Genomic DNA, 26,239 nt, shown 5'->3' with positions numbered 1-26,239 from the left:
TCTTCCTCACCAGTTGCGGAACCGGGCCGGCGGCGCATAGAGCCCGCCCGACCAGTGCACGAGATCCTTGATCGAGCGCGCGGCGAGCCAGCGGCGATCGGCGTCGAGCGGATCGATGCCGAGATCCTCCGGACGGCGGATCACGCCGCGCTCGCGCAGCCGCTCGACCATCTTCCGGTCGCGGCCGCGGCCGATCTCCGTATAACCGGCGACGCCGCGGATCGCGTGCTCGCGTTCGTCCTTGTCGCGACACATCAGCAGGTTCGCGATCCCTTCCTCGGTGACGATGTGCGTGACGTCGTCGCCGTAGACCATGATCGGCGCGAGGTCGAGCTGCAGCTTGTCGGCGAGCTTCAGCGCGTCGAGTTTCTCGACGAACATCGGCACGTTCTTGTCGCCGAACGTCTCGCCGATCTGCACGACGAGCTTGCGGCCGCGCCTGAGTGCCGCCGGCGTATCGGGCTCGGCTTCCGCGCCGGCCTTCAGCCACGGCTCGCTCGGGTGACGCCGGCCGCGCGCGTCGCTGCCCATGTTCGGCGCGCCGCCGAAACCGGCGATGCGCTCGGCGGTGACCGTCGACGAATGGCCGGACAGGTCGATCTGCAGCGTCGAGCCGATGAACATGTCGCACGCGTAGAGGCCGGCCGTCTGGCAGAACGCGCGGTTCGAGCGCAGCGACCCGTCGGAGCCCGTGAACCATACGTCGGAACGCGCGCGGATGTAGTCGTCCATGCCGACTTCCGAGCCGAAGCAGTGGATCTGCTCGACCCAGCCCGATTCGATCGCGGGAATCAGCGTCGGGTGCGGATTGAGCGCCCAGTGCGAGCAGACCTTGCCCTTCAGCCCGAGCTTCTCGCCGTAGGTCGGCAGCAGCAGTTCGATCGCGGCCGTGTTGAAGCCGATCCCGTGGTTCAGGCGCTTGATGCCGTAAGGTTCGTAGATGCCCTTGATCGCGAGCATCGCGGTGAGGATCTGCGTTTCGGTGATCGCGGCCGGGTCGCGCGTGAACAGCGGCTCGACGTAGAACGGCCGGCCCGCTTCGACGACAAAGTGCACGCGGTCGCCGGGAATGTCGACGCGCGGCACCTTGTCGACGATGCGGTCGACCTGCGCGATCACGATGCCGTCCTTGAACGCGGTGGCCTCGACGACGGTCGGCGTGTCTTCGGTGTTCGGGCCGGTGTACAGGTTGCCGTCGGCGTCGGCGCTGACCGCGGCGATCAGCGCGACCTGCGGCGTGAGGTCGATGAAGTAGCGCGCGAACAGCTCGAGATAGGTGTGCACCGCGCCGAGCGCGATCTTGCCGCCGAACAGCAGCTTCGCGATGCGCTGCGACTGCGGGCCCGAATACGCGAAGTCGAGGCGCTTCGCGATGCCGCGCTCGAACACGTCGAGATGCTCGGGCAGCACGACGCCCGACTGCACCATGTGCAGGTCGTGAATCTTCGCGCTGTCGACGTCGGCGAGCGCCGTCGCGAGCAGGTCGGCCTGCTTCTGGTTGTCGCCTTCGAGGCACACGCGGTCGCCGGGCCGCAGCACCGCTTCGAGCAACGCGACGGCGTCGCGCGCATCGACCCGCTTGCCCTGCGCGAAACGCGCACCGGCCGCGAGGCGTGCATCGCGCGCCTGCCGCGCGTGATTCCATCCCGTCATGAACAGTTCTCCCGCTTCGATGGTTCAGCGGCATTCTAAGCCTGGCGCCGCCGCCGATTGATGATGTTGACGAATGCGACTCAGAGGACGCCGCGATGGATGCGGCCCGCACGCTTGCAGCCGCATCGCAGCGCGCTACGCGCCGACCAGTGCGCGCGTCGTGAAGAACAGCACCGACGGCCCGAGCAGGCAGCCGACACCCGTATGAAACGTCGCGACCAGCGCGCCATACGGGACGAGCCGGCGGTCGGTCGCGGCGAGCCCCGCGCTCACGCCGCTGACGGTGCCGGCCAGGCCACCGAAGATCATCGCGGAACGCGGGGTCTTCAGGCCCATGAAGTTGGCCGCGACCGGCGTGCCGACCATCACGATGATCGCCTTCACGAGCCCCGTCGCGATGCTGAGCGCGATCACGTCGGAGCTCGCGCCGATCGCCGCGCCCGTCACGGGGCCGACGATGTAGGTGACGGCGCCCGCGCCGATGGTCGTCATGCTGACCGCGTCGGTGTAGCCGAACGCGCGCGCGATGCACGCACCGACGATGAACGGCAGCACGGTGCCGAGCAGCAGCGACACGACGCCGACGAGCCCGGCCTTGCGTGCCTCGGTCGGCTGCACTTCGAACGCGGTCGCGACGATCGCGAAATCGCGCAGCATCGCGCCGCCCATCAGGCCGATGCCGGCGAACAGCTTGACGTCGGCCAGCCCCTTCTCGCCACCGGTGAATGCGCCGCCGACATAGGCGAGCACGAGGCCGATGACGATCGCGATCGCCGAGCCGTGCACGCGGCCGAAGGTGAGCTTGCGCGACGCGATCGACGACAGCCACATGATCAGGCCGACCAGCGCGAACGACGCGACGAGCCCGTTGTGGGCGACGACTTTTTCGAGCATCTGCAGCATGGCGGCCTCCGTCACTGTTCTTCGAATTGCGGCACGGCCGCGAAGGCCGTGTCGTCGCGCCCGGTGCGCACGAGTACCGCAATGCAGCATGCGCAGATCGCGACCGCGCCGACGGCGGCCAGCAGTGCGACGGGGCCGCCCTTCAGCGCGGCGACGACGTTCTGGTTCGCGGCCATCGCGACGACGACGGGGATGTACATCGCGCCCCAGAACCCGACGCCGGCCTCGGTTTCCTTCGGCAGCCAGCCGCGCCGGTGCAGCCACAGGCGCAGGCAGATCAGCAGCAGCATCGCGATGCCGACGCCGCCGACGTTGGTCTTCACGCCGATCGCGCTGCCGAGCAGGTCGCCGAGGAACAGGCCGGCCAGGTGGCAGAACGCCAGCAGCGCGGTTCCGTAGATGATCATGAGTCGTCTCCAGTCTCTTCGTGACGGGCGCCGGACGCATGCAGGAACCGGCCCCGCACGCCGATCCCGTGCGCGGACTTGTCTCCTGCGGCGGTGCGCCGCGGCCCGGCGGCCCGTCGTGCGGGCGCGTTCTCGGGCGGTCGATGGGATGATGCGGTTTCGGGCCGGACGCCGGATGCCGTAGACTGACCGATGCAGCCGCCGGCACGACGCGGGCTACGCATCCGGTGCGCGCCGTGACGGGCACGCACCGAGGCGTGATCCGATACTAGCGCCGCAATATCCGGCCATTTATGAAGTTGTCGAAACCGATTCAGTGGATTTAGCAATGCGCCCGTTACCGCCCGAGCTGCTGCGCAGCTTCGTCGCCGTCGCCCAGTCCGGCAGCTTCACCGCCGCGTCCGAGCGCGTGAGCCTGTCGCAGTCGACCGTCAGCCAGCATATCCGCCGCCTCGAGGAGCTGCTCGACCGGCCGCTGTTCGAACGCGACACGCGCAACGTGCACCTGTCGCAGCACGGCGACGCGCTGTTCCGCTACGCGGTGCGCATCCTCGAACTGATGGACGAAGCCGTCACGTCGGTGTGCGGGCCGCCGCTGTCGGGCAAGGTGCGGCTCGCGATGTCGGAGGATTTCGCGTCGGCGCACCTGACGGCCGCGCTCGCAAGCTTCGTGCAGCGCAATCCGGAAGTCGAACTCGCGATCTCGACCGGGCTGTCGGGCGACCTGTTCGACGCGCTCGACGAAGGGCGGCACGATCTCGTGTTCGCGAAGCGCATCGCGGGCAGCCGGCGCGGCCGCGTGATCCGCAGCGAGCCGCTGTACTGGTGCACGGGCCCCGATTCGCGGATTACCGGCCACGAGGCCGTGCTGCCGCTCGCGATGCATCCGGAGCCGAGCGTGTCGCGCCGCCGCGTGCTCGAATCGCTCGAAGCCGTCGGGCGGCCATACCGGATCGCGGTAGTCAGCAGCAGCGTCGCGGTGTTGCGCGCCGCCGCGAGCGCGGGGCTCGGCGTCAGCGCGTTCGCGGGCTACGTGATCCCGGCCGGGCTCGCGCGGCTCGACGCGGGGCTGCCCGAGCTCGGCGAACTCGAATACGTGATCGACCGGCCGGCGGCCGCGTCGCGATCGACGCTCGCGCTCGAAGCCACGCTGATCACGGCCGCGTCGGAGTTGTAAGCTCACCGGGCACGACGCGCGCACGCGCGGGCGGCCGCGCCCGCAACTGACCGTTCTGCCCGGAACGCGTCATCGTCCGCGCAGCACCCGCTCACGACAATGGACCCCATCGGAACGCACGGCAGCCGCCGCGCGCATCCGGTGTCCCGTCCCCTTGATCGGAGCACGCCATGAATGTCTTGCGATTCGCCGTCGCGACCGCCGCCGCCGCCCTGCTGTCCCCCGCCTTTGCCCAGACCGACGCCGCTGCGCCCGAACCGGGCCTGACACGCGCGGAAGTCATCGCCCAGCTCAAGCAGGCCTATCTCGACGGCGAACTGCCGACGAACGACGGCAACTACCCGCCGAGCGCCGAGACGCGCGCACGCAACCGCGAACTCGTGCAGGCCGCGAGCCCGTCGTGGCTTGCCCAGACGCCGCGGGCACCGCAAACCGCCGCGCAGCAGTAGCGGAGCGCGGCCCGACCGATCGCGGCCCGACCGATCGCGGCCCGACCGAAACGCTCCGCCCAGGCCCGATCACGGCAGGAAACTGCGGCGCCGCGCGTCGATCAGCTCGACGAGCAGGCGGTCGCGTTCGGCCGCCAGTTCCTGCATCGAGCGCTCGCCCTGGATCGCGCGCAATTCGTCGTTCAGCTTGCGATCGACGTCCGGGTTGAACGAGGGCGTGCCGAGGTCGTCCCACCAGCTCGTGATCGGCCCCGACAGGTGTTCGAGGAAGTGCGCGATTCCGCCCGCGCCGCCACCGAGGTGATAGGTCAGGCATTGCCCCATCAGCCCCCAGCGCAGGCCGGGCCCCCATGCGACGGCCTTGTCCGCATCGGCAACGCTCACGACGCCTTCGCCGACGAGGTGATACACCTCACGGAACAGCGCCGCCGCGAGCCGGTTCGCGACGTGGCCGGTCATCTCCTTGTTGAGGACGATCGTCTGCTTGCCGAGCGCATCGTAGAACGCCTTCACGCGCGCGATCACGTCCTGGCCGGTGGCCTCGCCGCCGACCAGCTCGACGAGCGGAATCAGGTGCGGCGGATTGAACGGATGCGCAATCAGGCAACGTTCCGGATGCTTTTCGCACGCGGTCTGGATGTCCGACATTTTCAGGCCCGACGAACTCGACGCGATCGGCACGTGCGCGGGCAGCACGTCGTCCATCTGCCGGTACAGCGCACGCTTCAGGTCGAGCCGCTCCGGGCCGTTCTCCTGCACGAAGTCGACGCCGTCGAGCGCACGCACGAGATCGGCATCGAACGACAGCCGCGCGGAAAGCTCGGCGGCCCGCTCGCCGAGGAACGCGGCCAGTGCGTCGCGCAGCCGCGCGTCGGCTTGCGGCGCCGGATCGGTCGCGACGACGTCGAAGCCCTGCGTCAGATAGAAAGCGGCCCAGCTGGCGCCGATCACGCCGGCGCCGACGATCGCGATGCGTCGAATGTCCATGGTTGTCCCGTGTCGTTGGTCTGCAGATAGATCGCGGCGATTGTCGCATCGAACCGCACGGGCCTGCATTGATGCAGATTGTGGCCCCCCTCTTGAAATGCGCTGCGGCGGCCACTAATTACGCGTCGTCGGGCAGTGCATCACACCACGCACCGCCCCCGTTTCGACCCAGTGGAGCTCCCGCGTCGCGCCCGCCGCAGGCGTCGCGCCGTCGCGTCTCCCGCGTTCCCTGTTCAGGAGGACTCACATGAGCGGTATCCATTTCGGCAGCGACCTGTTCGACGAATTCGCCCGCGTGCAGCGGCAGGTGGCGAACCTGCTCGGCGATCGTCCGTCCGGCATTCGCGCGGTGCGGCCCGGCGCCTTTCCCGCACTCAACGTCGGCGCCACCGACAGCGCGATCGAGATCGTCGCGTTCGCGCCCGGCATGGCCGCGGCCGACTTCGACGTGTCAATCGACAAGGACCTGCTGACCATCAGCGGCGAGCGCAAGCCGGCGCCAGGCGGTGAAGGCGACGACCTGCGCACCTATGCGCAGGAGCGCTTTCACGGTGCGTTCCGCCGCGTCGTCGAGCTGCCGCGTGACGCGGATCCCGACCAGGTCAGCGCCCGCTATGAAAACGGCTGCCTGCTGATTCGCGTCGGCCGGCGCGAGGCATCGAAGCCGCGCGCGATCACCGTTCAATAATACTCAGGATACCGACATGAATGCGAACCCGACCCTGGCCGAACGCCAAACGAGCACCGTCCACCCCGCTGCCGCCGAAGCGGCGCGCCGGCCCGCGATCACGCCGGCCGTCGACATCGTCGAGAATCACCTCGGCGTCACGCTGCGGGCCGACCTGCCCGGCGTGCCGCGCGAGAACCTCGACGTGAAGGTGCACGACAACACGCTGACGATCGAGGCCGACACGCACCTCGATACGCCGGCCGACCTCCGCGTGCGGCATGCCGAAATCCGCGCGACGCGCTATGCGCGCAGCTTCGTGCTGAGCCCCGACCTCGACACGTCGAGGATCGACGCGAACCTGCGCGACGGCGTGCTGACGCTGACGATTCCGCGCCGCGAGGAAACGCGTCCGCGCCGCATCGACGTGACGGCCGGCAACGCATAAGCATCGGTGCGTGCCGTCGTCCCGCACGTGTGAAAAAGCCCCGCCGGGTACGCGCCCGGCGGGGCTTTTCAACGACATGACGACATCAGCAGAATCAGTCGAAGTCGAACAGATCGAACACCGATTTCCGGCGACGCTGGCCGTCATGCTTGTAACGATCGCCGTGCGAGCGGCCATCGTGCCTGTCCCGGTCGTCGTGAGCGCGGCCGTCGCGCCCCCACCCGCCGTCATGGCCGCGCGGCGCTTGCGCATCGTGCCGCACGGGCGTCTCGTCGCGACGCACCGGCGCGTCGCCGGTCTCGCGCGCGATCAGCTTGTCGAGTTCGCCGCGATCGAGCCATACGCCGCGGCAGGTCGGACAGTAGTCGATTTCGATCGACTGGCGCTCGGCCATCAGCAGGTCGGGCGTCTTGCAGACAGGGCATTTCATCGCGCTTCTCCTTTCCGTGCGAATTTCGTCTGGATGCCGTATGAAACGCGCGAGCCGGGTGCCGCCTGAGCGGCAGCCGGCGTCGCGCGCGGCCGCTCAGTGGCCTTCCGTCCGTGCCGCGCGCTTCGCCTTCGCGCGCCGCGCCAGCATGTTCATGCCCTCGACGAAAGCCGAGAACGCCATCGCCGCGTAGATGTAACTCTTCGGCACATGCGAGCCGAAACCTTCGGCGATCAGCGTCATGCCGATCACCACCAGGAACGACAGCGCGAGCATCACGATGGTCGGGTTGCGGTCGATGAAGCGTGCGAGCGGCTGCGCAGCGAACAGCATCACGGAGACGGCGACGATCACCGCGACGAACATGATCGGCACGTGTTCGGTCATGCCGATCGCGGTCACGATGCTGTCGATCGAGAACACGATGTCGAGCATCACGATCTGGCCGATCGCGGCCCACATCGTCAGGCCTGCCGCGCCGCCGGCACCGCCCGCGCCGTCACCGTCGTGCGACACGTGGTGATGGATCTCGGTGGTCGCCTTCCACACGAGGAACAGGCCGCCCGACAGCAGGATCATGTCGCGCCACGAGAACGCATGGTCGAACAGCGTGAACACCGGTTCGGTGAGGCTCGCGATCCACGCGACGCTGCCGAGCAGCGCGAGGCGCATCACCAGCGCGAGCGCGATGCCGAGGCGCTGCGTGCGGGCGCGCTGCGCCTCGGGCAGCTTGTTGCTGAGGATCGAGATGAAGATCAGGTTGTCGATGCCGAGCACGACTTCCATCACGACGAGCGTCAGAAGCGCCGCCCAGACGGCGGGGTCGGCGGCAAGCGTCAGCAGGTAGTCCATGAAATGGGCCGATTCGAAAGTGGAAAGCCCGATGATATGCCGCCCAGGACTTCGTAAAAATCAGAGAGAATCTGATTTTTGGTTCGGTTTTTCCGAAATTACGATCCGATGCTCAATTTCCGACATCTGTACTACTTCTGGGTCGTCGTGAAGGAAGGCGGCTTTGCGCGCGCGGCCGCGCGGCTCGACATGGCCGTGCAGACCATCAGCGCGCAGGTGCGCGAGCTCGAGAAGGCGCTCGGGCACCAGTTGCTGCGCCCGGCCGGGCGCAGCGTCGCGATGACCGACGCCGGCCAGGCCGCGTTTGCGCGCGCGGAGGCGATCTTCGAGATGGGACGGCTGATCCCCGACGAAGTGCGCGCGGCGGCCAGCCAGCCGACCGTGCGGCTCGCGGTCGGCCTCGCGGACGGCATCTCCAAGCTTGCCGCGCACGCGATCCTGGCACCCGTTCTGGATACCCCCACGCTGCGGCTGCTGTGCCACGAGGGCGAACACGACGCGCTGCTCGCGGAGCTCGCGCTGCATCATCTCGATCTCGTGCTGGCCGGCCAGGGCGCGCCGTCCGGTTCGAACCTGCGCGTGACGAGCGAGCGGCTCGTCGCGTCGCCGGTCGACTGGTACGGCCCCGCGGCACTCGTCACGCCGGCCGCGCGGGAGCACTTTCCGCAGTGCCTCGCCGAGCTGCCCGTGCTGCTGCCGACCGCGCACTCGGCGCTGCGCGCACGCCTCGACCGGTGGCTGGAAGGTGAGCGGATCGTGCCCCGCGTGGCCGGGGAATTCGAGGACAGCGCGCTGATGGCCGTGTTCGCGGCGCGCGGCCTCGGCGTGTTTCCGCTGAGCGAACTCGGCGCGAACGATGCGTCGCTGCTGCGCGGGTTGCGGCGGCTCGGGCGCGCGGGCGACGTGACCGAGGAGATCCACGCGATCCGCTCGCGGCGCGGCGAACACCATCCGCTGACGTCGCAATTGCTGGACGCGGCGCGCGGCGCACCGGCCGACTGAAGCGAGTGCGACATCAAACGAAACTATAATGGCGCCCCGGCCTTACGAGATTGCCGCGCGCTTCATCCAGGCACCGCCGTTGCGCGGCCTCTCGCCAAGCCTTCTGAAAGACGCCATGCACAACCGATTTCGCCTGTTTTCCGTTTCGTGCGCGCTCGCGGCCGCGACCGTGCTGGCGGCGTGCTCGTCGCCGCCCAAGCCGATCTACCAGCAGGAACAGTTCGACGCGACGAGCAGCCCGTATGCGCATACGTTCCATTCGAAATCCGACGCGGCCTGCGAGGCCGCGCGGCGCGCGCTGCTGAGCCAGGGTTATGTGGTGTCGTCGTCGCGCAACGATGCGGTCGACGGCAGCAAGAATTTCCAGCCGAACAACGACATGCACGTCGTGATCGAGTTTCACGTCGTGTGCGCGGACGCGAACGCGGACGGCTCGTCGAGCATCGCGTACGTCAACGCGGTGCAGGATCGTTACACGCTGAAGAAGTCGAATACGTCGGCCAGCGTCGGGCTCAGCGTGTTCGGCTCGCTGTCGCTGCCGATCGGGTCGAGCGACGACGCGCTCGTCAAGACCGCCAGCGAGACGATTCCCGCCGGCGTGTTCTATGAGCGCTTCTTCAATCTCGTCGAGCATTTCCTGAAGATCGACCCGGCCCGCCGCGACCGCGCGACCGTCAAGGCCGCCGAGAAGGAACCCGTCACGCCGCTGCCCGAACCCGCGCCGACGCCGCAGGGCGAGCCGATGAAGATGACGACCCCGGCCGTGCCGACGCCGCCCGCGGCACCGGTGCCGCTTTCGCTGCCGGCCGTCGCCCCCGAATCGGGCGCGCATGCCGTGCCGGCCGCGGCGTCGGCCGTGGTCGCGCCGGCGGCGATGCGTGCTGCCGCACCGGTGGCAGCGTCGGGTGTGGGTTCGGGTTCGGGTTCGGGTTCGGGTTCGGGTTCGGGTTCGGGTTCGGGTTCGGGTTCGGGTTCGGGTTCGGGTTCGGCACCGGCACCGGCACCGGCACCGGCACCGGCTTCGGCTTCGGCTTCGGTACCGGCTTCGGCTTCGGCTTCGGTACCGGCTTCGGCTTCGGCTTCGGTACCGGCTTCGGTACCGGCTCCGGTATCGGCTCCGGCTTCGGGTGCGGCACTGGCTCCAACCGCCGCGTCGACGCCTGCACCGGCGATGGCACCTGCAACGGCGTCCGGGGCGGCATCCACACCGGCATCGGCGCCCGTGCACGCTTCCACGCCTATTTCCGCTGCCAGTCCGGCATCGGCGCCCGCCGCTTCCCCACCCGCCGCTACGACGCCGACGCCGGCACCGGCCGCGCCTGCGCCCGTGTCCGCCGCATCGGCCCCCATATCGGCATCGGCGCCCTCGCGCTCATCACCCGCGCCAGCCGCGGCCAATCCTGTCGCCTCGTCCGCCCCGTCCGGCGCGAGCGCACCGGCCGCAAACTGACCGGCCACCCGTATCGCCGCGCCCGACCGTAACCGGCGCAGCGCGACGATACGCACCCTTCCCCGTCGTTCCTCGCATGAATTTCCACGCTGCCGACTGCCTGTCCGTTGCGTAGCCGGCATTGCGCCGACACTTCACAGCGGGAATACGCGGCCAATGCACGCGTTCGCCGCGCTCGCCGCGATCGACGGCCGCCCCGCCTACCGCAACGTCGCGCGCAGCGTCTGCAACTGCTCGACGGTCGCCGTCACGCCGCCGCAGACGATCACGGCGATATCCGTCGCCGACGCGAGCACGGGCACCGGCCGCTCGAGCGCGGCCAGCGCGGCACCGCAGGCGGGCTCGACGACGATCCGGTGTTCGTCGACGAAGCGCAGCGACGCGGCCACCGCGTCGGCGTCGGACACGACGACCGGATGAATCTCGTGCCGTGTCGCCCATTCGACCGCCGCGTCGCACGGCCGCTTCGCGCCAAGCGACGTCGCGATGCTCGTAATCGCCGGCAATTCGGCCGGGCGCCCCTGCGCGAGCGAGCGCGCATAGCAGTCGGCGCCTTCCGTTTCGGCCGCGACCACCGGCACGTCGTGCCAGCCGTTGCGCGCCAGCCCTTCGAGCACACCGCACAGCAGCCCGCCGCCACCGACCGCGAGCACGACCGCGTCGGGCTTCGGGCCGGCCGCCGCCATCTCGTCGATCATCGTCGCGTGGCCCTGCCACAGCACGCGGTCGTCGAACGGGTGCACGAACGCATCGTGCTCGCCGAGCGTCGACTGCGCGAACGCGTTCGCCTCGGCCCAGCTCGGACCGTGCACGATCAGCTCCGCGCCCTCGACACGGATCAGCTCGCGGGCGCGGGCCGATGCGCTTTCCGGCACGACGACGCGTACCGGCACGCCGAGTGCGCGGCCGCAATAGGCGACCGCGATGCCCGCGTTGCCGCCCGACGACGACACGAAGCGCCGCGCGCCGGCCGCGTGCCGCGCTTCGCAGACGGCACCGATGCCGCGCAGCTTGAACGAGCCCGACGGCTGCAGCGCATCGAGCTTCAGCCGGATGGTCCTGCCGAGCCGGCGGGACGCGATTTGCGAGCGGATATAGGGGGTCGGGATATGAAGCGGCATGGGGACGGAACCAATGGGAACGGAGCGAACGGAAGAAACACACGGAAGAAGCGCACGCGACGCGCGAAGGCGAGCGGCGATGACGGCCATCGTACGGCAGGCTCTCCATGCTTTCCAATACCATTGCATGGCACTTGCTATGCTTCACAGGTATATCAACGAACCGGAACGGATACCGCATGCGCCAGATCGAATTGCGTCACCTGCGCTACTTCGTCGCCGTCGCACAAGCCGGCAGCGTAATGGCGGGCGCCCGTGCGGCCGGCATCGTCCAGCCCGCGCTGTCGCGACAGATCCGCGAACTCGAGGACGCGATCGGCACGCCGCTGCTGATCCGCCGCACAACGGGCGTCACGCTCACGGCCGCCGGCACGAGCTTCCTGCAGGACGCGACCGGCCTGCTCGCGACATTGCAGGACAGCCGTGAGCGCGCGCTGCGCAGCGCGGCCGGCCAGCTGGGCGAACTACGGCTCGGCGCGTTGCCGAACTGCCTGCCGTTGCCTGTCGTCGCGAACGTCCTCAGGGCGTTTCGCGATGCCTGCCCGGACGTCAAGCTGTCGATCGCGCCGATGCTGTCGGCCGAACAGGCGAACGCGCTGGTGCGCGGCCAGCTCGACGGCGGCATCATGGCGTGGCGTCGCGACGAGGCGCCGCACCTGTCCGGCGTACGGTTGCTGAGCGACCGCTTCGTGCTCGCGATGCCCGCGCCGCCGGGCGGACACTTCACCGCGCCGCGCACGCTGGCCGACGTCGCGAACGAGCCGTTCGTGTGGTTCGACGCGCAGCGCTCCGCCGCGCATCACCGGTTCCTGATGGCGCAGTGCCGGCAGGCCGGCTTCACGCCGCGCATCGCGCAGGTCGGCAGCGACATCCCGACGCTGATCGGCCTCGTCGCGGCCGGAATGGGCTGTGCGTTCGTGCCGGAAAGCGCGTCGCCGACCTGCCCGCACACGGTCCGGCTCGTCGCGCTCGACGAGCTCGCGAGCCGCTTCGACATCGAGTTCGTGTTCGACGGCGCCGCCGTGCCGCCGTCGCCCGTCGTCGCGCGGTTTCTGGCGGCCGTGCGCGATGCGGCCGGCGAAGCGAGCTGACCGGACGCGGTTCGACCGAAGACGCGTCCGGCCTACGATCTGGCGGCCGAATTCGCCCCGTCGATCCACGACCGGATGCCCCTCCGTCAAAACGCCGGTTCGACCGGCCTGACGTACTAATCACCAGCATCGCTTGCGCTAAACATCTTTCAAAACGCCGACGGGAGGCGCCGCAGCGCCGGTGTTTTTAAATTGACACCCAAAACGGCCGTTTAACGCCGGTTCGAATTGTCACGCGTCGAAATATACTTCGCGCGCATCCAACCCTCGTGCCAAAGAGAGGATGCGTTTCTGCCCCGGTCACGGTCCCCCTGTGGCCGGGGCTTTTTTTGCCTGCGCGCCTTGTCTGCCAAGGGTTTCCGGCGGTGACGCGACGCTCGCGCCGGGCGATGGCCGCCACCTCGCCCGCCCGCCGGATCCGCGCCGCCGGACGGGCGGCGGACGGCTTCCGGGCCACCGGCCGAAAAAGGGCAAAGCGGGTATCTGTCCGCGTCGAACCGCCCATGGATCGCGCGCTCCCGGTCGAGAGTCACCCGCCAATCTTTACAAAAAGCCTTCGAAAAAAGGCCCTCCGCTCGTTCACCCGCGCCGCCTGCCGGTTTCGCTGTACGCTGCATTGTTGAAATGAAATCAAGATAATTTCGTCCGGATACGGCTTTTTCCGCAAAAGTGAAGCAGGCACACTTCGCACTGTCCTCAATGGCCCCGTGCCGTTGTTTCTCGATTACAGGAGCACATCGCGTGAACCCCACGACTTCCTCTCCTTCCCGCCCGGGCGGCGGCGCCGCGCTGCCGCTGCTGGCGCTCGCCGCCGGTGCATTCGGCATCGGTACGACCGAGTTCTCGCCGATGGGCCTGCTGCCGGTGATCGCCGAAGGCGTGCACGTGTCGATTCCGCAAGCCGGCATGCTGATCAGTGCTTACGCGATCGGCGTGATGGTCGGCGCGCCGCTGATGACGCTGCTGCTCGCGCGCTGGTCGCGCCGCTCGGCGCTGATCGCGCTGATGTCGATCTTCACGATCGGCAACCTGCTGTCGGCGCTCGCGCCGGGCTACACGACGCTGCTGCTCGCCCGCCTCGTGACGAGCCTCAACCACGGCGCCTTCTTCGGGCTCGGCTCGGTGGTCGCGGCCAGCCTCGTGCCGCGCGAAAAGCAGGCCAGCGCGGTCGCGACGATGTTCATGGGTCTCACGATCGCGAACGTCGGCGGCGTGCCGGCTGCGACCTGGCTCGGCCAGATCATCGGCTGGCGCATGTCGTTCGCCGCGACCGCGGGCCTCGGCCTGGTCGCGATCGCGGGGCTGTACGCCGCGCTGCCGAAGGGCGAAGCCGGCAAGATGCCCGACCTGCGCGCCGAACTCTCGGTGCTGACGCGCCCCGTCGTGCTCGGCGCGCTCGGGACGACCGTGCTCGGCGCCGGCGCGATGTTCACGCTCTACACGTATGTCGCACCGACGCTCGAACACCTGACCGGCGCCACGCCCGGCTTCGTGACCGCGATGCTGGTGCTGATCGGCGTCGGCTTCTCGATCGGCAACATCGCGGGCGGGCGACTGGCCGACCGCTCGCTCGACGGCACGCTGATCGGTTTCCTGCTGCTGCTGATCGCAACGATGGTCGCGTTCCCGGTGCTCGCCAGCACGCATGCCGGCGCCGCCGTCACGCTGCTCGTGTGGGGCATCGCGACGTTCGCGGTCGTGCCGCCGCTGCAGATGCGCGTGATGCGGGCGGCCCACGAGGCGCCGGGCCTTGCGTCGGCCGTCAACATCGGCGCATTCAACCTCGGCAACGCACTCGGCGCAGCCGCCGGCGGCGCGGCGATTTCGGCGGGCTTCGGGTATGCGGCCGTGCCGCTCGTCGGCGGGCTGATCGCCGCGGCCGGCCTCGCGCTCGTCTTCCTGCAGATCGCGCAACAGCGCCGCGCACCGGCCGCCGCGAATTCGTAATCACGACACGCCGTCCACCGGCGACGAATGCCGGATCACCACCCCGCACCAACACACGTTCGCGGCCGCTCGATGCGGCCGCGTTCGTTTTCAACCGTCAATTCCACTTCATTCGATCTTCAAGCCCGAATATCCGGAATATCCGCGAATCCCGTTTCGACAAGAATAAAATTCTCTCGCGAATTACAGGAATCAATTCAATCCACTTGAATGATTCATTTTTCACCCCCTCAATTCCGCCAGATTCATTAATCAACCGTTCCGTACAGGCTGATTCATCCCGCCGATTCAGGCAAAAAAATCACGGCCGAATCCAGCATGATTCATGAAGCACTTGCTACATCGCAGGAAAATATTTCATTCAATTCGCACATTGAAATCACAAATAGAAATGCTTTCCGAGTTTATTTACCCAACACCCAATCCAGATGTAACAAAATGAAACAGGGCCGATTTTAATATTGAAAGAATTGCCGGTTCGTATCAGCATCTGCGATACCGTGGCCTGCGAAACGCGGCATAAATCCAACGAAAATTCGATCGATGAGGGATCTGCGTGAAAGTCGCCATCGTATCCACCACATTGTCGCTCGCGCTGTCAGTCGGCCTTTCGACACCCGCCGCAGACGCCGCCATCTATTCGAACGGCACGTCGACCGCCACCTTCAACGTCACGCTCACGCTGCAACCGAACTGCGCGATCACGGCGAACCCGCTGGCCTTCGGCACGAACGGCGTGCTGTCCGCCGCGATCAACCAGCAGACGACCTTGAGCGTCACCTGCACCAACACGACGCCGTACAACGTCGGTCTCGACGCGGGCCTGGTCACGGGGTCGACCGTCGCGAGCCGGCTGATGGCCGGCACGGCAACCGGCAACACGTCGACGACGGTCGGCTTCCAGCTCTACCAGGACGCCGGACGGACGACGATCTGGGGCAACACGCAAGGCACGGACACCGTGGCCGGCACCGGCACGGGGTCCGCACAGTCCTTCACCGTCTACGGCCAGGTGCCCACGCAAGCCACGCCGAAGCCGGACACTTATCAGACGACCATCACCGCAACCGCCTACTTCTGACCGGCGCTGCTTCCCATGTCCGTATTACGTCGAACGCTCGCCGCGCTGCTGTGCGCGGCCGGCGCCGCGCACGCCGCGTCGCTGCAGATTTCCCCCGTCACGATCGAATTCGGCGCCGACGACACGGCCACCGGCATCACGCTCCGCAATCCGGGCGAGCGCCCGGTGTACGGGCAGGTGCGCGTGTTCCGCTGGGATCAGGCCAATGGCCAGGATGCGTTGACGCCCACCCAGGATCTGCTCGCCAGCCCGCCGCTGATCGAGGTCGGCAAGCAGTCCGAGCAGCTGATCCGCGTCGTGCGCGCTTCGCGTACGCCAGCCGGTACCGAGCAGACCTACCGGCTGCTGATCGACGAGCTGCCGCAGCCCGGCGAGGCACCGGCCAACGGCGTGTCGATCCGGCTGCGCTATTCGATTCCGGTGTTCGTCGAGCCGGCCGCCAACGGCGCGCCGCAGCTCGACTGGGCGCTCCTGCGCAGCAACGGCGGCTGGGTGCTGCGCGTGCACAACGGCGGCACGCGGCGCGCGCAACTCGCGTCGGTCGAACTCGTGACCGGCGACGGGCGCGCGTACCCGCTCACGCGCGGGCTGCTCGGCTATGCGCTCGCGGGCCGAACCGGCCAGTGGAGCGTGCCGCTGCCGGCCGGCGTCGCGCTCGGCGGCAAGGTCACGGTACGGGCGGCCGTCAATTCGCAGCCGGCCAGTGCGGTCGTCGCGGTGGAGCCGCCGGGCTAGACCGCCGGTGCGCCGCCCGGCCTCTCCCCCTTCGCCACGCGCCGGCACGCCCCCGGCCAACGGACGCGGAACGCCGCGCCGCTTGCCGCGCGCCGTGCTCGCGGCCGTCGTGGCCGGCGGCCTGCTCGCGCCCGGCCCGGTGCGCGCTGACGAACTCCCGGTGCTCGTGATGACCGACGGCACGCACGACGTGATCCTCGAAGTCAGCGTCAACGGCGAAAACACGACGCTGCTCGCGCACTTCCGCGAACGCGACGGCCGCCTGTCGGCAAGCGGCGCCGACCTGCGCACGATCGGCGTTGCAACCGACCGGCTCGGCCTCGCCGACGCGGCGACGGTCGATCTCGACGCGCTTCCCGGCCTGCGCTACCGCTACGACGCGGCACGCCAGAGTGTCGACCTGCAGATGCCCGACTCGCTGCGCCGGCCATACGCGGTCGACAGCCGTGCGTTGCCGCCCACGCAGGCGGCCAGCGCGTCGCGCGGCGTCGCGATCAACTACGAGGCGTACGCGCAGACGATCGGCGACCGGCAGTACTCGCTCTACACCGACGTGCGCTACTTCGATCCGGGCGGCGTGTTCGACACCACGGGCGCCGCGACCTTCTACAACGGCCAGCGGCGCTACACGCGCTTCGATACGTCATGGAGCCGCTCGGACCCGGCGCGGCCAGGCACGACGCAGCTCGGCGACACGATCTCGGGGTCGCTCGCGTGGACGCGCTCGGTGCGCATCGGCGGCTTCCAGTGGCGCAGCAACTTCGCGCTGCGCCCCGATCTCGTCACGTTCCCGATCCCGTCGCTCGCAGGCTCCGCGGCCGTCCCGTCGGCCGTCGACCTGTACATCAACAACGTGCGCCAGTACACCGGCAACGTGCCGAGCGGCCCGTTCCTCATCCATGACGTGCCGGGCATCAGGGGTGCCGGCCAGGCGACCGTCATCACGCGCGACGCGCTCGGCCGCACCGTCGCGACCTCCGTGCCGCTCTACGTCGATACGCGCATGCTGTCCGCCGGGCTGTCGAGCTATTCGTTCGAAGCCGGCTTCCTGCGCCGCAACTACGGGCGGCAGTCGTTCGACTACGACGCGCGGCCGGCCGTCAGCGGCTCGATGCGGCGCGGCGTCACCGACGTGCTGACCGTCGAGGGGCATGCGGAAGCGACCGGCGGCGTGCTCAACGCCGGCGTCGGCGCGCTGCTGCGGCTCGGCTACGCGGGCGTCGTGAGCGGCGCGGTCGCGGGCAGCGCCGGCCGCTTTCCGGGCACGCAGGTGAGCGTGGGCTACCAGCTGATCGAGCCGCGCTTCTCGATCAACGCGCAGACGATCCGCGCGTTCGGCCGCTACGGCGACCTGGCATCGCGCGACGGCGCGACGGCGCCGGCGGCGACCGACCAGGCGACGCTCGCGCTGCCGTTCATGCACCGACAGACCCTGTCGCTCAGCTATATCGGCTTCCGGATGCCGCAAGGCCCGGGCACGCGGATCGGCACGGTGTCGTACACGCTGGGCTTCGGCGATCTCGCGTCGCTGAGCGTGAGCGCGTACCGCGACTTCGCGCAGCAGGGTGCGAACGGCGCGTTCGTGTCGCTGAACATCGGGCTCGGCCGCAACACGTCGATCAACACGACCGTCGGCCGCCAGCGCGGCCAGTCGAACTACACCGTCGACGCGAGCCGCCCGCCCGACTACGGCGGCGGCTGGGGCTGGGGCGTGCAGACGGGCGGCACGGGCGCGGTGCCCTACCGGCAGGCGCAACTGCGGTATCTCGGCCACGCGGGCGAAGTCATCGCGGCCGCGCAGCACATCGACCGACAGACCGGCGCGTCGCTCGACGTGAGCGGCGCGCTCGTGTTCATGGACAGCAGCCTGCAGGTGTCGCGCCGCATCGACGACGGCTTCGCGCTCGTGTCGACCGACGGTGTCGCGGGCATTCCGGTGCTGCACGAGAACCGCGTGATCGGCACGACCGACCGCGCGGGGCACCTGCTCGTGCCCGACCTGAACGCGTACCAGAACAACCAGATCGCGATCGACTCGATGAAGCTGCCCGCCGATGCGCGGATCGCCCGCACGTCGATGACGGTCGTGCCGCAGGCGCAGTCGGGTGTCGTCGCGCATTTCGGCGTGTCGCGCTATCGCGCGGCGTCGGTGATCCTGCGCGACGCCGAAGGCCGCCCGCTGCCGGCCGGCGCGCGCGTGCATCACGCCGAAAGCGGCGCGGATACGATCGTCGGCTACGACGGGCTCACGTTCATCGACGGGCTGAAGGAGGACAACCACCTCGTGATCGACTCCGGCACGCAGCGCTGCATCACGGAATTCGCGTTCACCGCGCCCGGCAACGGCACGCTGCCGACCATCGGGCCCCTCACCTGCCGGGCGGCGCCATGAGGCTCGCGCTGCTGCTCGTCATCGCGTTCGCCGCGTGGTGCGGCGTGCCGCATCACGCGCGGGCCGAGTCCTGCACGGCCACGGCGTCGACGGTCAGTTTCGGCTCGGTCAGCCCGATCTCCAACGCGCCGGTCACCGCGACCGGCACCGTCAGTGTCACCTGCACGTGGTCGACCGTCTCGCTGGTGCCGAACGTGCTCGTGTGCCTGAACCTCGGCGGCACGAGCCCGCGCAGCCTCGTCAACGGCACGAACGCGATGCAGTACGACCTCTATCTCGACGGCGGACATTCGGTCGCGTGGGGCTCGGTGTATTCCGGCACGACGCCGGCGTCCGTCACGCTCGCCAAACCCGCGCTCGGCACGAGCGCGTCCGCGACGGTCACCGTGTACGGACAGATCACCGGAAACCAGCCGACCGTGCCGACGACCGGCAACAGCACCACGACCTATTCGCAGCAGTTCGGCGGCAACACGACGTCGATCAACACCGGGTTCTACCTGCTCGTCGCGCCGACCTGCGCATCGCTGACGACGTCGAGCGGCACCTTCCCGTTCGGCGCGACGGCGGACGTCATCAACAACTGCAACATCAACGCGACCAACGTGAGCTTCGGCACCGCGAGCATCCTGTCGGGCACGCTCGCGGCAACGGGGACGATCACCGCGCAATGCACCAACGGCGACGCGTGGAAAATCGCGCTGAGCAGCGGCAGCAGCGGCGACGTGACGGCGCGCCAGATGAAGCGCAGCGGTGGCGGCGGGACGATCGCTTACGGGCTGTATACGGACGCCGCGCACTCGATCGGATGGGGCGACGGCACGGGCGGCAGCGCGACGGTCACGGGTGTCGGCACGGGCACGGCGCAGGTCGTGACCGTGTACGGCGCGGTGCCGGCGCAGGCCACGCCCGCGCCCGGCAGCTACAGCGACATGATCACCGCGACGATCAGTTTCTAGCGTTCAACGGCGCGAACGGGCGGGCGCGCCGTTCAGAACGTGACGGTCCATGCGGGCGGCGCGCCCGTGCTGATGCCGCGCGGCGCCGACCGCGCATCGGGCAGCGCCGCGTGGCTGAGCACGAACGGCGTGCCGTGCATGCAACTGACGCTCGGCATGCCGGCATCGGCAGCCGCCTGCGGCGCGCCGGCGTCGATCGTGCAGGTTTCCGGAATGACGAGACTGACTCGCAGCGGAATCGACGGTTCCGCCGCGCTCGCGAGCAACCCTGCGCCCAGTACGGCGAGCGCGATCGCACCGCGTGTGATCTGGCCGGCTGTCATCGTGCGGCCCTCCTTCGTGCATCCATCCAGGCAGATGCGCGAATTATCGGCATGCGCGAGGAAAACCTCAATCCGCACGCATTCGGCCGAACCCCGCCGCGCCGGTCAGCGCGCGGCGGCGAACCCGCCGAAGAACGCGCGCGCGTTGGCGTCGAGGCTTTCGAGGTGATAGCCGCCTTCCTGCACGATCACCGTCGGCAACCCGAGTGCGCCGATGGCCCCGCCGAGCCGTCCGAAACCGTCGGTCGTGACGGCAACCTGCGATTGCGGATCGTCCTTGTAGATATCGAAGCCGAGCGCGAGCACGAGCGCATCGGGCTGGAACCGCGCGAGCGCGCGCAGCGCGTCGTCGAGCCGCTCGAAGAATGCCGACTCGGGCGCGCCGTGCGGCATCGGCAGGTTGAGGTTGAAACCGTCGCCGGCGCCCGCGCCCGTCTCTTCCTCGTAACCCGCGACGACCGGGTAGAAGTTGGTCGGGTCGCCGTGGATCGACACGTACAGCACGTCGTCGCGGCCGTAGAAGATCTCCTGCACGCCCTGCCCGTGATGCATGTCGGTGTCGAGGATCGCGACCCGGCGATGGCGGCCGAGCAGCGACTGCGCGGCGATCGCCGCATTGTTCAGGTAGCAGAAGCCGCCGGCCGCGTCGCGGCGCGCGTGATGGCCGGGCGGCCGGCACAGTGCGTACGCGTCGCGTGCGCCGTCGTTGACGTCGGCCGCAGCCGCAAGCGCACTCTGCGCGGACCAGTACGCGGCGCGCCACGTGTTCGCACCGACCGGGCAACTGCCGTCGGCGAGATAACGCGCGGCCTTCGCGAGCACGCCGCGCAGCGGGTTCGGGTCCCGCACGAACACGTTCGACATCACTTCGTCGCCCCAGTCGTCGGGCATCCGCTTCCAGTCGCGGTGCGCTTCTTCCAGAAAGCGCAGGTAGTTCATGTCGTGCACGGCCGCGATCGGCGCGGTGCCGCGGTCGGCCGGCTCGCGCACGTCGAAGTCGAGCGACCGGACGGCCGCGACGAGCCGCGCCGCGCGCTCGGGCACTTCCTGCGGCTCGCGCATCCGGCCGCGCGACAGGTAGCTGCGCGGATGGTGCAGCAGCTGCTCGGGATGGAAATAGGTGTTCATCGTTTGCCCTCGTCGGTTGTTCTGTCGGTCGATCGATCGGTTCGCGGTGTCACGCATCCTGCGTGGCGGCCGCCACGGCAACGCTCGCCGCGACGCCGGCGCGCGCGAGCACCGCATGAAGGAGCACGTTCGTGCCGCGCGTCACGTCGGCGGGCAGCGCGTCCTCGGCTTCGTTGTGCGACAGGCCGTCGACGCACGGGATGAACACCATCGCGGTCGGAACGCGGCGCGCGAGCAGGATCGCGTCGTGCCCGGCGCCGCTGACGATCCGCTCGTTCGTATAGCCGAACGCCGCAGCCGCCTGCGCGACCAGTTCGACGCAGTCGCGATCGAACGGCGTCGCCGGGCTGCGCCAGCAGGTGTCGATCGCGACCTGCACGCCGCGCGCCGTGGCGACACGTGCGCAGGCATCGCGCAGTTCGCGCTCCATCGCGTCGACTTGCGCATCGTCGTGATGACGGAGATCGACCGTGAACGTCACGTCGCCGGCAATGGTGTTGCGCGACGCGTTGCGGATGCCGACCTGCCCGATCGTCGCGAGCCCGCGCGGCGCATGACCGGCGACGATCCGTTCGAGTTCGAGCGCCATCTGCGCGCTCGCGAAATACGCGTCCTTGCGATACGGCATCGGTGTCGTGCCCGCATGCGCGGCCACGCCCGTCACCGTCACGTCGAGCCAGCGGATCGCCTGCCCGCCCGTGACGACGCCGATCGTCGTACCGTTGGCCTCCAGCACCGGGCCCTGTTCGATATGCGCTTCGAAGTACGCATCGACCGCGCCGCCCGTCGCGCGCGCGCCGCGATAACCGCAGGCGTCCAGTGCCGCGCCGAGCGTGATGCCGTCGGCGTCCTGCTTCGCGAGCGCATCGTCGAGCGGCAACGCGCCCGTGAACACGGCCGAGCCGAGCATCGCCGGCGCGAAACGCGCGCCCTCCTCGTTGGTCCACGACACGATTTCCAGCGGCTTGCCGGTCGCGATGCCTGCGTCGTTCAGCGTGCGCACGAGCTCGAGCGCGGCGAGCACGCCATAAACGCCGTCGAACCGGCCGCCTTCGGGCTGCGTGTCGAGATGGCTGCCGATCAGCACCGGCGCGGCCTGCGCATCGACGCCGTCGCGCCGCGCGAACAGGTTGCCGACCGCGTCGACGCTCACCGTCATCCCCGCGTCGCGGCACCACTGCGCGAACAGGTCGCGCCCGCGACGATCGTCGTCGGTGAGCGCCAGGCGCCGCACGCCGCCGCGAGGCGTCGCGCCGACGCGCGCCATGTCCGCCAGGCTCTGCCACAAGCGGGCGCCGTCGATTTCCAGCAGGTCTTTCATGTGCACTCCGGATGAATTCGTTCGTTGAGGGTCACTGCGAGCCGAGCGCTTCGGCGGCGGCCGGCCGCGCTGCGCGGCGTGCGTCGATCGCGACGATGGAGAGCAGCGAGATGCCGGCCAGGCACGTGTAGAACACCGCGAGCGGCCACCACTGGCCCGCGAAGCGATGCGCGAGCCACGTGCCGACGAGCGGCGTCAGCCCGCCCGCGATCGCGCCGCAGATCTGGTAAGCCAGCGAGATCGCCGAATAGCGCACGTGCGCGGGAAACACGTCGCTCACGAAACCCGCGATCACCGAATAGAAGCCGGCCATGCAGACCACCGCGAGCGCGATGCCGGCAATCAGCGACGCGGACGTGCCGCCCTGCACGAGCATGAACATCGGATACGGCGACAGCATCGCGAGCAGCGCCGCGAGCTTCAGGAAGCGCGCGCCGCCGATGCGCTCGGCGATCCACGCGGCGACCGGCTGCGCGAAGAACTGGATGATCGCGACCGCGAACAGGCTGTCGAGGATCAGCGATCGCGAGACGCCGACGTACTGCGTCGTGTACGCGATCATGAACGTGTTCGTGAAATAGACGCCCGCGATGCCGATCGTGTTCGCGCCGATGCAGAGGAACACGAGCCCCGACGCCGAGCGGAACACTTCCGCAACCGGCAGCTTCACCGTGCGGTTGGTTTCCTTCACGCGCGCGAATTCCGGCGACTCGTTCACGCCGAGCCGGATCAGGATGCCGACCACGAGCAGCACCGAACTCGCGAGAAACGGCAGGCGCCAGCCCCACGCGAGGAAGTCCGCCTTGTCCATCGACGTGACCGCGCGGAACGCGATCAGCGACAGGATCAGCCCGGCCGGGCTGCCGAGCTGCGCGAACGACGCGAAGAACGTGCGGCGCCCCTGCGGCGCATGCTCGCCCGCCATCAGCACCGCGCCGCCCCATTCGCCGCCGACCGCGATCCCCTGCACCACGCGCAGCGCGACGAGCAGCACCGGCGCGAGCAGGCCGACCGTCGAATAATCGGGCAGCAGCCCGACGCAGACGGTCGCGACGCCCATCATCATCAGCGTCGTCATCAGCGCCTTCTTGCGGCCGATGCGATCGCCGAGGTGCCCGAAGATCACGCCGCCGAGCGGCCGCGCGAAGAAGCCGACCGCGAACGTCGCGAACGACGCCATCGTGCTGACGAAGCGGTCATGCGACGGGAAATAGAGTTCGCCGAACACGAGCGCGGCGGCGGTCGCGTAGATGTAGAAGTCGTACCACTCGATCATCGTGCCGATGAACGCGGCCGTCGCGGCGCGTCCCGGCTGGCGGGCGGAAGGAAGGGACTGGGTCATGCGGGCTCCTGACGCGCGCCGCTGCGGCGCGACGCGCAATATCGTGGACGGCCGTCTGTCGCGGCCTTGCGCCGCACGCTGCGGCGCCCCTCCTTTATCGGCGACCGCAAATCATTAGTCAAATTTCAAGTTATTATTCGCCGTATAAATTCAACTAATATCCACCCGACGCCTCGCCCGGAGACCCGATGCGCCCCGACCTCGCCCCGTTCCTGAACGACCGTCTCGACTGGAACCTGTTGCGCACCTACCTCGTCATCGTGCAGGAGCGCAGCGTGAGCCGCGCGGCCGCGCGCCTGCACGTGACGCAGCCGGCCGTGAGCCAGGCATTGCGGCGGCTCGAGGACACGCTCGAACGCAAGCTGATCGAGCGGCGCGGCACGCACTTCGCGACGACGCCGGCGGGCGAAGCCGTGTACCGGATCGCGAGCGACATCTACGGCGGCATCTCGCGCCTCGAAACCGAAATCGACGACAGCACGGCCGACCTGACCGGCTCGATCCGGCTGCTGACGGTGAGCCGCATCGAGTCGCCCGTCTATGACGAATTCCTCGCGGAATTCCATCGCGCGTATCCGCGCATCGACCTGCAGATCGAGGTGATGCGCTCGTCGGACATCCTTTCTTCGCTGCTGCAGAAAACCGCCACGGCCGGGCTCGGCCTGTGCCGCACGCCGCACGACAAGCTGGAGATACGCTGCTTCCTGCGCCAGCGCTATGCGATCTACTGCGGCCGCCATCACCGGCTGTTCGGGCAAACGCAACTGCGCATGGACGATCTGCTCGCCGAGAATTTCGTGTCGTTCACGAGCGACCAGATCGGCGACAGCCTGTCGCCGCTCACCGTGTTTCGCGACCAGAAGGGCTTCACGGGGCGCATCGTCGCATCGTCGCCGAGCCTCGAGGAAGTGCGACGGCTGATCTTCGCGGGTTACGGGATCGGCTGCCTGCCCGAACACATCGTGCGCGACGACATCGCCCAGCAGCGGCTGTGGCGGCTGCCGCCCGACGAAGGGCTCGTCGACGTCGACGTGTTCCTGCTGTGGCATCGCGATCGCAAGATGAACGCGGCCGAGCACGCGTTTCTCGACGCGATGGAGCGCTGCATGCAGCGCCATTCGCTGGCGGAGCGGCTGGGGAAGTAACGGCGCGAGCGCGCCGGAGGAAAGCGCCGGGCGCACCCGGCCCGGCGCGTCGGCAAGGTCAGAAGCGATGCACGATGCCGAGCTGCACGCCGCGCGCATTCGCGCCCGGATACGCGAGCGGCAGGCCGGGGTTCGCCGCACCGGCCAGCGTGTAGCCGGCCTGGTTGCGGTTGCGCAGGTACGACAGCGCGCCGTAGAAGCTCGTGCGCTTCGACAGGTCGTACTCGTACATCAGCCCGAGCTGGTCCGCATTGTTGCCTTGCGACGACTGGTCGTGCAGATACGCGTAGCCGAGCGCCACGTAGCTCGCCGGATTGAACTGGTATTTGACCGACAGCCCGTACACGCGCGAATCGATGCCGAGATCGGCCCACTTCACCGCGGAAAAACCGCCGTACACGGTCGCCTTGCCGATCTCGTACGATGCACCGGCCATGATCGTACGATCGGTCGTGGTCGCCGTCGCGTTCTTCAGCCACTGGCCCGCGACGAACGCACCGAACGGCCCGTGTTCGTAAGTCAGGTCGAACTGCTGGCTGGCGCCCGCCGAGCGCACGCCGCCCGCGTCGCCGAACCCGAAGTACAGCCCGCCCTGGAAACCGGCGATCTCCGGGCTCTGGTACGACAGCGTATTGCTGGTGCGGAACGCGAACACGGTCAGGTTGTCCATGCCGGACGCCTGCGTGACACCGCCGAACGCATCCTGCCCGCCCTGGTCGTTGAACAGCGGCGAATTCTGGCGGCCCGCGCGTACCCTGCCCCACTGCCCCGCGATGCCGACCCACGCCTGCCGGTTGAACAGGCTGCCCGAACTCGCCAGCGAGCCGTCGTTCGGGTTGAAGCCGTTCTCCAGCGCGAACTCGATCTTCTGCCCGCCGCCGATATCCTCGCCGCCCTTCAGCCCGAACCGGCTGCCCCACTGGCCGCCCGAACCGATCGCCGCCGTATAGCCGTTGCCCGTGTTCACGTACTGCGCGAACTCGTCGATCACGCCGTACAGCGTGACGCCGTCCTGCGCGAGCGCCGCGCCCGATCCGGCGGCGCACGCCACCGCCACCGTCACGCGAAGACCAGCGTGCACCATCCGCGCCCGGGAATCGCTGCCGCGGGCTGTCATTTTCTTAGTCATACTATTCAATAGCCTGAGAATGAAACGACACCGCGCGCGGCAGCCGCGCCGCACCGGCATCGTCGAAAGGGAAACGTGTGGAAGAACCCGGCGCAGGCAG

The 26,239-nt window shown here is 68.9% G+C and carries 25 protein-coding genes; 13 read left to right on the top strand and 12 right to left on the bottom strand.

Features of this window, described 5'->3' with window-relative positions:
* Positions 1-6 precede the first annotated feature (6 nt).
* The 3 genes from mdcA to madL all read right to left on the bottom strand — a co-directional run bounded on the left by mdcA (position 7) and on the right by madL (position 2,963).
* Positions 7-1,653: a malonate decarboxylase subunit alpha gene (mdcA, locus tag PQB87_RS06695; protein WP_111939704.1), complete on the bottom strand. Its 1,647-nt coding sequence runs from the start codon at positions 1,651-1,653 to the stop codon at positions 7-9.
* Positions 1,654-1,788: 135 nt separating this feature from the next.
* Positions 1,789-2,556 carry a malonate transporter subunit MadM gene (gene madM, locus PQB87_RS06690; RefSeq protein ID WP_021162695.1) on the bottom strand — a complete coding sequence of 256 codons (768 nt, stop codon included), beginning with the start codon at positions 2,554-2,556 and terminating at the stop codon, positions 1,789-1,791.
* An 11-nt stretch (positions 2,557-2,567) separates the two neighbouring features.
* Complete coding sequence (gene madL / locus PQB87_RS06685; protein WP_021162694.1) at positions 2,568-2,963, bottom strand: malonate transporter subunit MadL; 396 nt, start codon at positions 2,961-2,963, stop codon at positions 2,568-2,570.
* 328 nt (positions 2,964-3,291) lie between these two features.
* Here madL and PQB87_RS06680 point away from each other — a divergent pair, with 328 nt between their 5' ends.
* Positions 3,292-4,140, top strand: a complete 849-nt coding sequence (locus tag PQB87_RS06680; protein WP_027787899.1) for a LysR substrate-binding domain-containing protein — start codon at positions 3,292-3,294, stop codon at positions 4,138-4,140.
* Between the two features lie 170 nt (positions 4,141-4,310).
* Entirely contained in the window at positions 4,311-4,589 is a 279-nt protein-coding gene (locus tag PQB87_RS06675; protein WP_048025418.1) for a DUF4148 domain-containing protein, read from the top strand.
* A 69-nt stretch (positions 4,590-4,658) separates the two neighbouring features.
* Here PQB87_RS06675 and PQB87_RS06670 read toward each other — a convergent pair whose 3' ends face one another.
* Positions 4,659-5,576: a 3-hydroxyacyl-CoA dehydrogenase NAD-binding domain-containing protein gene (locus PQB87_RS06670; RefSeq protein WP_060196199.1), complete on the bottom strand. Its 918-nt coding sequence runs from the start codon at positions 5,574-5,576 to the stop codon at positions 4,659-4,661.
* Between the two features lie 247 nt (positions 5,577-5,823).
* On the opposite strand from PQB87_RS06670, the gene PQB87_RS06665 reads away from it, so the two are divergent.
* On the top strand, positions 5,824-6,264 hold the full coding sequence (locus PQB87_RS06665; RefSeq protein ID WP_021162690.1) for an Hsp20/alpha crystallin family protein: 441 nt from the start codon (positions 5,824-5,826) through the stop codon (positions 6,262-6,264).
* Between the two features lie 16 nt (positions 6,265-6,280).
* Positions 6,281-6,691, top strand: coding sequence for an Hsp20/alpha crystallin family protein (locus PQB87_RS06660; protein WP_060052126.1), 411 nt, complete (start codon positions 6,281-6,283; stop codon positions 6,689-6,691).
* Between the two features lie 94 nt (positions 6,692-6,785).
* Here the strand turns inward: PQB87_RS06660 and PQB87_RS06655 are convergent, their stop codons facing one another.
* A complete protein-coding gene (locus tag PQB87_RS06655; protein WP_021162688.1) occupies positions 6,786-7,121 on the bottom strand; it encodes a TFIIB-type zinc ribbon-containing protein in 336 nt (111 codons plus the stop codon).
* 96 nt (positions 7,122-7,217) lie between these two features.
* Entirely contained in the window at positions 7,218-7,973 is a 756-nt protein-coding gene (locus PQB87_RS06650; protein WP_489242717.1) for a TerC family protein, read from the bottom strand.
* A 108-nt stretch (positions 7,974-8,081) separates the two neighbouring features.
* On the opposite strand from PQB87_RS06650, the gene PQB87_RS06645 reads away from it, so the two are divergent.
* Together PQB87_RS06645 and PQB87_RS06640 are read left to right on the top strand one after the other, a co-directional pair.
* Positions 8,082-8,975 (top strand): LysR family transcriptional regulator, encoded by an 894-nt coding sequence (locus tag PQB87_RS06645; RefSeq protein ID WP_060126196.1) that lies wholly within the window; start codon positions 8,082-8,084, stop codon positions 8,973-8,975.
* Between the two features lie 115 nt (positions 8,976-9,090).
* A complete protein-coding gene (locus tag PQB87_RS06640; RefSeq protein ID WP_489242716.1) occupies positions 9,091-10,425 on the top strand; it encodes a DUF2242 domain-containing protein in 1,335 nt (444 codons plus the stop codon).
* Positions 10,426-10,625: 200 nt separating this feature from the next.
* Here PQB87_RS06640 and PQB87_RS06635 read toward each other — a convergent pair whose 3' ends face one another.
* Positions 10,626-11,546 carry a pyridoxal-phosphate dependent enzyme gene (locus PQB87_RS06635; protein ID WP_059681966.1) on the bottom strand — a complete coding sequence of 307 codons (921 nt, stop codon included), beginning with the start codon at positions 11,544-11,546 and terminating at the stop codon, positions 10,626-10,628.
* A 179-nt stretch (positions 11,547-11,725) separates the two neighbouring features.
* On the opposite strand from PQB87_RS06635, the gene PQB87_RS06630 reads away from it, so the two are divergent.
* From PQB87_RS06630 to PQB87_RS06605, 6 genes are all read left to right on the top strand, one after another.
* Positions 11,726-12,637, top strand: a complete 912-nt coding sequence (locus tag PQB87_RS06630) for a LysR family transcriptional regulator (RefSeq protein WP_431207377.1) — start codon at positions 11,726-11,728, stop codon at positions 12,635-12,637.
* A gap of 741 nt (positions 12,638-13,378) precedes the next feature.
* Positions 13,379-14,584 carry an MFS transporter gene (locus PQB87_RS06625; RefSeq protein ID WP_489242714.1) on the top strand — a complete coding sequence of 402 codons (1,206 nt, stop codon included), beginning with the start codon at positions 13,379-13,381 and terminating at the stop codon, positions 14,582-14,584.
* 583 nt (positions 14,585-15,167) lie between these two features.
* On the top strand, positions 15,168-15,665 hold the full coding sequence (locus tag PQB87_RS06620) for a Csu type fimbrial protein (RefSeq protein ID WP_060062182.1): 498 nt from the start codon (positions 15,168-15,170) through the stop codon (positions 15,663-15,665).
* 15 nt (positions 15,666-15,680) lie between these two features.
* Positions 15,681-16,400: a fimbrial biogenesis chaperone gene (locus PQB87_RS06615; RefSeq protein ID WP_060062047.1), complete on the top strand. Its 720-nt coding sequence runs from the start codon at positions 15,681-15,683 to the stop codon at positions 16,398-16,400.
* 82 nt (positions 16,401-16,482) lie between these two features.
* A complete protein-coding gene (locus PQB87_RS06610; RefSeq protein ID WP_489242713.1) occupies positions 16,483-18,792 on the top strand; it encodes a fimbria/pilus outer membrane usher protein in 2,310 nt (769 codons plus the stop codon).
* Positions 18,789-19,751, top strand: a complete 963-nt coding sequence (locus PQB87_RS06605) for a Csu type fimbrial protein (RefSeq protein WP_059681959.1) — start codon at positions 18,789-18,791, stop codon at positions 19,749-19,751. Before PQB87_RS06610 ends, PQB87_RS06605 begins: the two co-directional genes overlap by 4 nt.
* A 32-nt stretch (positions 19,752-19,783) precedes the next feature.
* On the opposite strand, the gene PQB87_RS06600 is transcribed toward PQB87_RS06605, so the two are convergent.
* The 4 genes from PQB87_RS06600 to PQB87_RS06585 all read right to left on the bottom strand — a co-directional run bounded on the left by PQB87_RS06600 (position 19,784) and on the right by PQB87_RS06585 (position 23,865).
* On the bottom strand, positions 19,784-20,074 hold the full coding sequence (locus PQB87_RS06600; protein WP_489242712.1) for a hypothetical protein: 291 nt from the start codon (positions 20,072-20,074) through the stop codon (positions 19,784-19,786).
* Positions 20,075-20,179: 105 nt separating this feature from the next.
* Entirely contained in the window at positions 20,180-21,202 is a 1,023-nt protein-coding gene (locus tag PQB87_RS06595; RefSeq protein ID WP_059498010.1) for a histone deacetylase family protein, read from the bottom strand.
* 49 nt (positions 21,203-21,251) lie between these two features.
* Complete coding sequence (locus PQB87_RS06590; RefSeq protein ID WP_489242711.1) at positions 21,252-22,523, bottom strand: Zn-dependent hydrolase; 1,272 nt, start codon at positions 22,521-22,523, stop codon at positions 21,252-21,254.
* A 31-nt stretch (positions 22,524-22,554) separates the two neighbouring features.
* Positions 22,555-23,865: an MFS transporter gene (locus PQB87_RS06585; protein ID WP_048023682.1), complete on the bottom strand. Its 1,311-nt coding sequence runs from the start codon at positions 23,863-23,865 to the stop codon at positions 22,555-22,557.
* A gap of 188 nt (positions 23,866-24,053) precedes the next feature.
* Here PQB87_RS06585 and PQB87_RS06580 point away from each other — a divergent pair, with 188 nt between their 5' ends.
* Positions 24,054-25,010 (top strand): LysR family transcriptional regulator, encoded by a 957-nt coding sequence (locus PQB87_RS06580; RefSeq protein ID WP_489242710.1) that lies wholly within the window; start codon positions 24,054-24,056, stop codon positions 25,008-25,010.
* A 58-nt stretch (positions 25,011-25,068) separates the two neighbouring features.
* On the opposite strand, the gene PQB87_RS06575 is transcribed toward PQB87_RS06580, so the two are convergent.
* Positions 25,069-26,139 carry a porin gene (locus PQB87_RS06575; RefSeq protein WP_489242709.1) on the bottom strand — a complete coding sequence of 357 codons (1,071 nt, stop codon included), beginning with the start codon at positions 26,137-26,139 and terminating at the stop codon, positions 25,069-25,071.
* Positions 26,140-26,239 lie beyond the last annotated feature (100 nt).

The organism is Burkholderia sp. KL41 (genome assembly GCF_057005415.2).
Note: the sequence above shows the minus strand (reverse complement) of the source record. Positions and strands in the feature narration are given on the sequence as shown.

Excerpts from the sequence above, each read along its gene's own strand:
- PQB87_RS06595 (WP_059498010.1), bottom strand. The coding sequence starts at position 21,202 with ATGAACACCTATTTCCATCCCGAGCAGCTGCTGCACCATCCGCGCAGC.
- PQB87_RS06655 (WP_021162688.1), bottom strand. The coding sequence starts at position 7,121 with ATGAAATGCCCTGTCTGCAAGACGCCCGACCTGCTGATGGCCGAGCGC.
- PQB87_RS06615 (WP_060062047.1), top strand. The coding sequence starts at position 15,681 with ATGTCCGTATTACGTCGAACGCTCGCCGCGCTGCTGTGCGCGGCCGGC.
- mdcA (WP_111939704.1), bottom strand. The coding sequence starts at position 1,653 with ATGACGGGATGGAATCACGCGCGGCAGGCGCGCGATGCACGCCTCGCG.
- madL (WP_021162694.1), bottom strand. The coding sequence starts at position 2,963 with ATGATCATCTACGGAACCGCGCTGCTGGCGTTCTGCCACCTGGCCGGC.
- PQB87_RS06675 (WP_048025418.1), top strand. The coding sequence starts at position 4,311 with ATGAATGTCTTGCGATTCGCCGTCGCGACCGCCGCCGCCGCCCTGCTG.
- PQB87_RS06630 (WP_431207377.1), top strand. The coding sequence starts at position 11,726 with ATGCGCCAGATCGAATTGCGTCACCTGCGCTACTTCGTCGCCGTCGCA.
- PQB87_RS06650 (WP_489242717.1), bottom strand. The coding sequence starts at position 7,973 with ATGGACTACCTGCTGACGCTTGCCGCCGACCCCGCCGTCTGGGCGGCG.
- madM (WP_021162695.1), bottom strand. The coding sequence starts at position 2,556 with ATGCTGCAGATGCTCGAAAAAGTCGTCGCCCACAACGGGCTCGTCGCG.
- PQB87_RS06645 (WP_060126196.1), top strand. The coding sequence starts at position 8,082 with ATGCTCAATTTCCGACATCTGTACTACTTCTGGGTCGTCGTGAAGGAA.
- PQB87_RS06590 (WP_489242711.1), bottom strand. The coding sequence starts at position 22,523 with ATGAAAGACCTGCTGGAAATCGACGGCGCCCGCTTGTGGCAGAGCCTG.
- PQB87_RS06605 (WP_059681959.1), top strand. The coding sequence starts at position 18,789 with ATGAGGCTCGCGCTGCTGCTCGTCATCGCGTTCGCCGCGTGGTGCGGC.
- PQB87_RS06640 (WP_489242716.1), top strand. The coding sequence starts at position 9,091 with ATGCACAACCGATTTCGCCTGTTTTCCGTTTCGTGCGCGCTCGCGGCC.
- PQB87_RS06585 (WP_048023682.1), bottom strand. The coding sequence starts at position 23,865 with ATGACCCAGTCCCTTCCTTCCGCCCGCCAGCCGGGACGCGCCGCGACG.
- PQB87_RS06600 (WP_489242712.1), bottom strand. The coding sequence starts at position 20,074 with ATGACAGCCGGCCAGATCACACGCGGTGCGATCGCGCTCGCCGTACTG.
- PQB87_RS06680 (WP_027787899.1), top strand. The coding sequence starts at position 3,292 with ATGCGCCCGTTACCGCCCGAGCTGCTGCGCAGCTTCGTCGCCGTCGCC.
- PQB87_RS06660 (WP_060052126.1), top strand. The coding sequence starts at position 6,281 with ATGAATGCGAACCCGACCCTGGCCGAACGCCAAACGAGCACCGTCCAC.
- PQB87_RS06665 (WP_021162690.1), top strand. The coding sequence starts at position 5,824 with ATGAGCGGTATCCATTTCGGCAGCGACCTGTTCGACGAATTCGCCCGC.
- PQB87_RS06635 (WP_059681966.1), bottom strand. The coding sequence starts at position 11,546 with ATGCCGCTTCATATCCCGACCCCCTATATCCGCTCGCAAATCGCGTCC.
- PQB87_RS06670 (WP_060196199.1), bottom strand. The coding sequence starts at position 5,576 with ATGGACATTCGACGCATCGCGATCGTCGGCGCCGGCGTGATCGGCGCC.
- PQB87_RS06575 (WP_489242709.1), bottom strand. The coding sequence starts at position 26,139 with ATGACTAAGAAAATGACAGCCCGCGGCAGCGATTCCCGGGCGCGGATG.
- PQB87_RS06580 (WP_489242710.1), top strand. The coding sequence starts at position 24,054 with ATGCGCCCCGACCTCGCCCCGTTCCTGAACGACCGTCTCGACTGGAAC.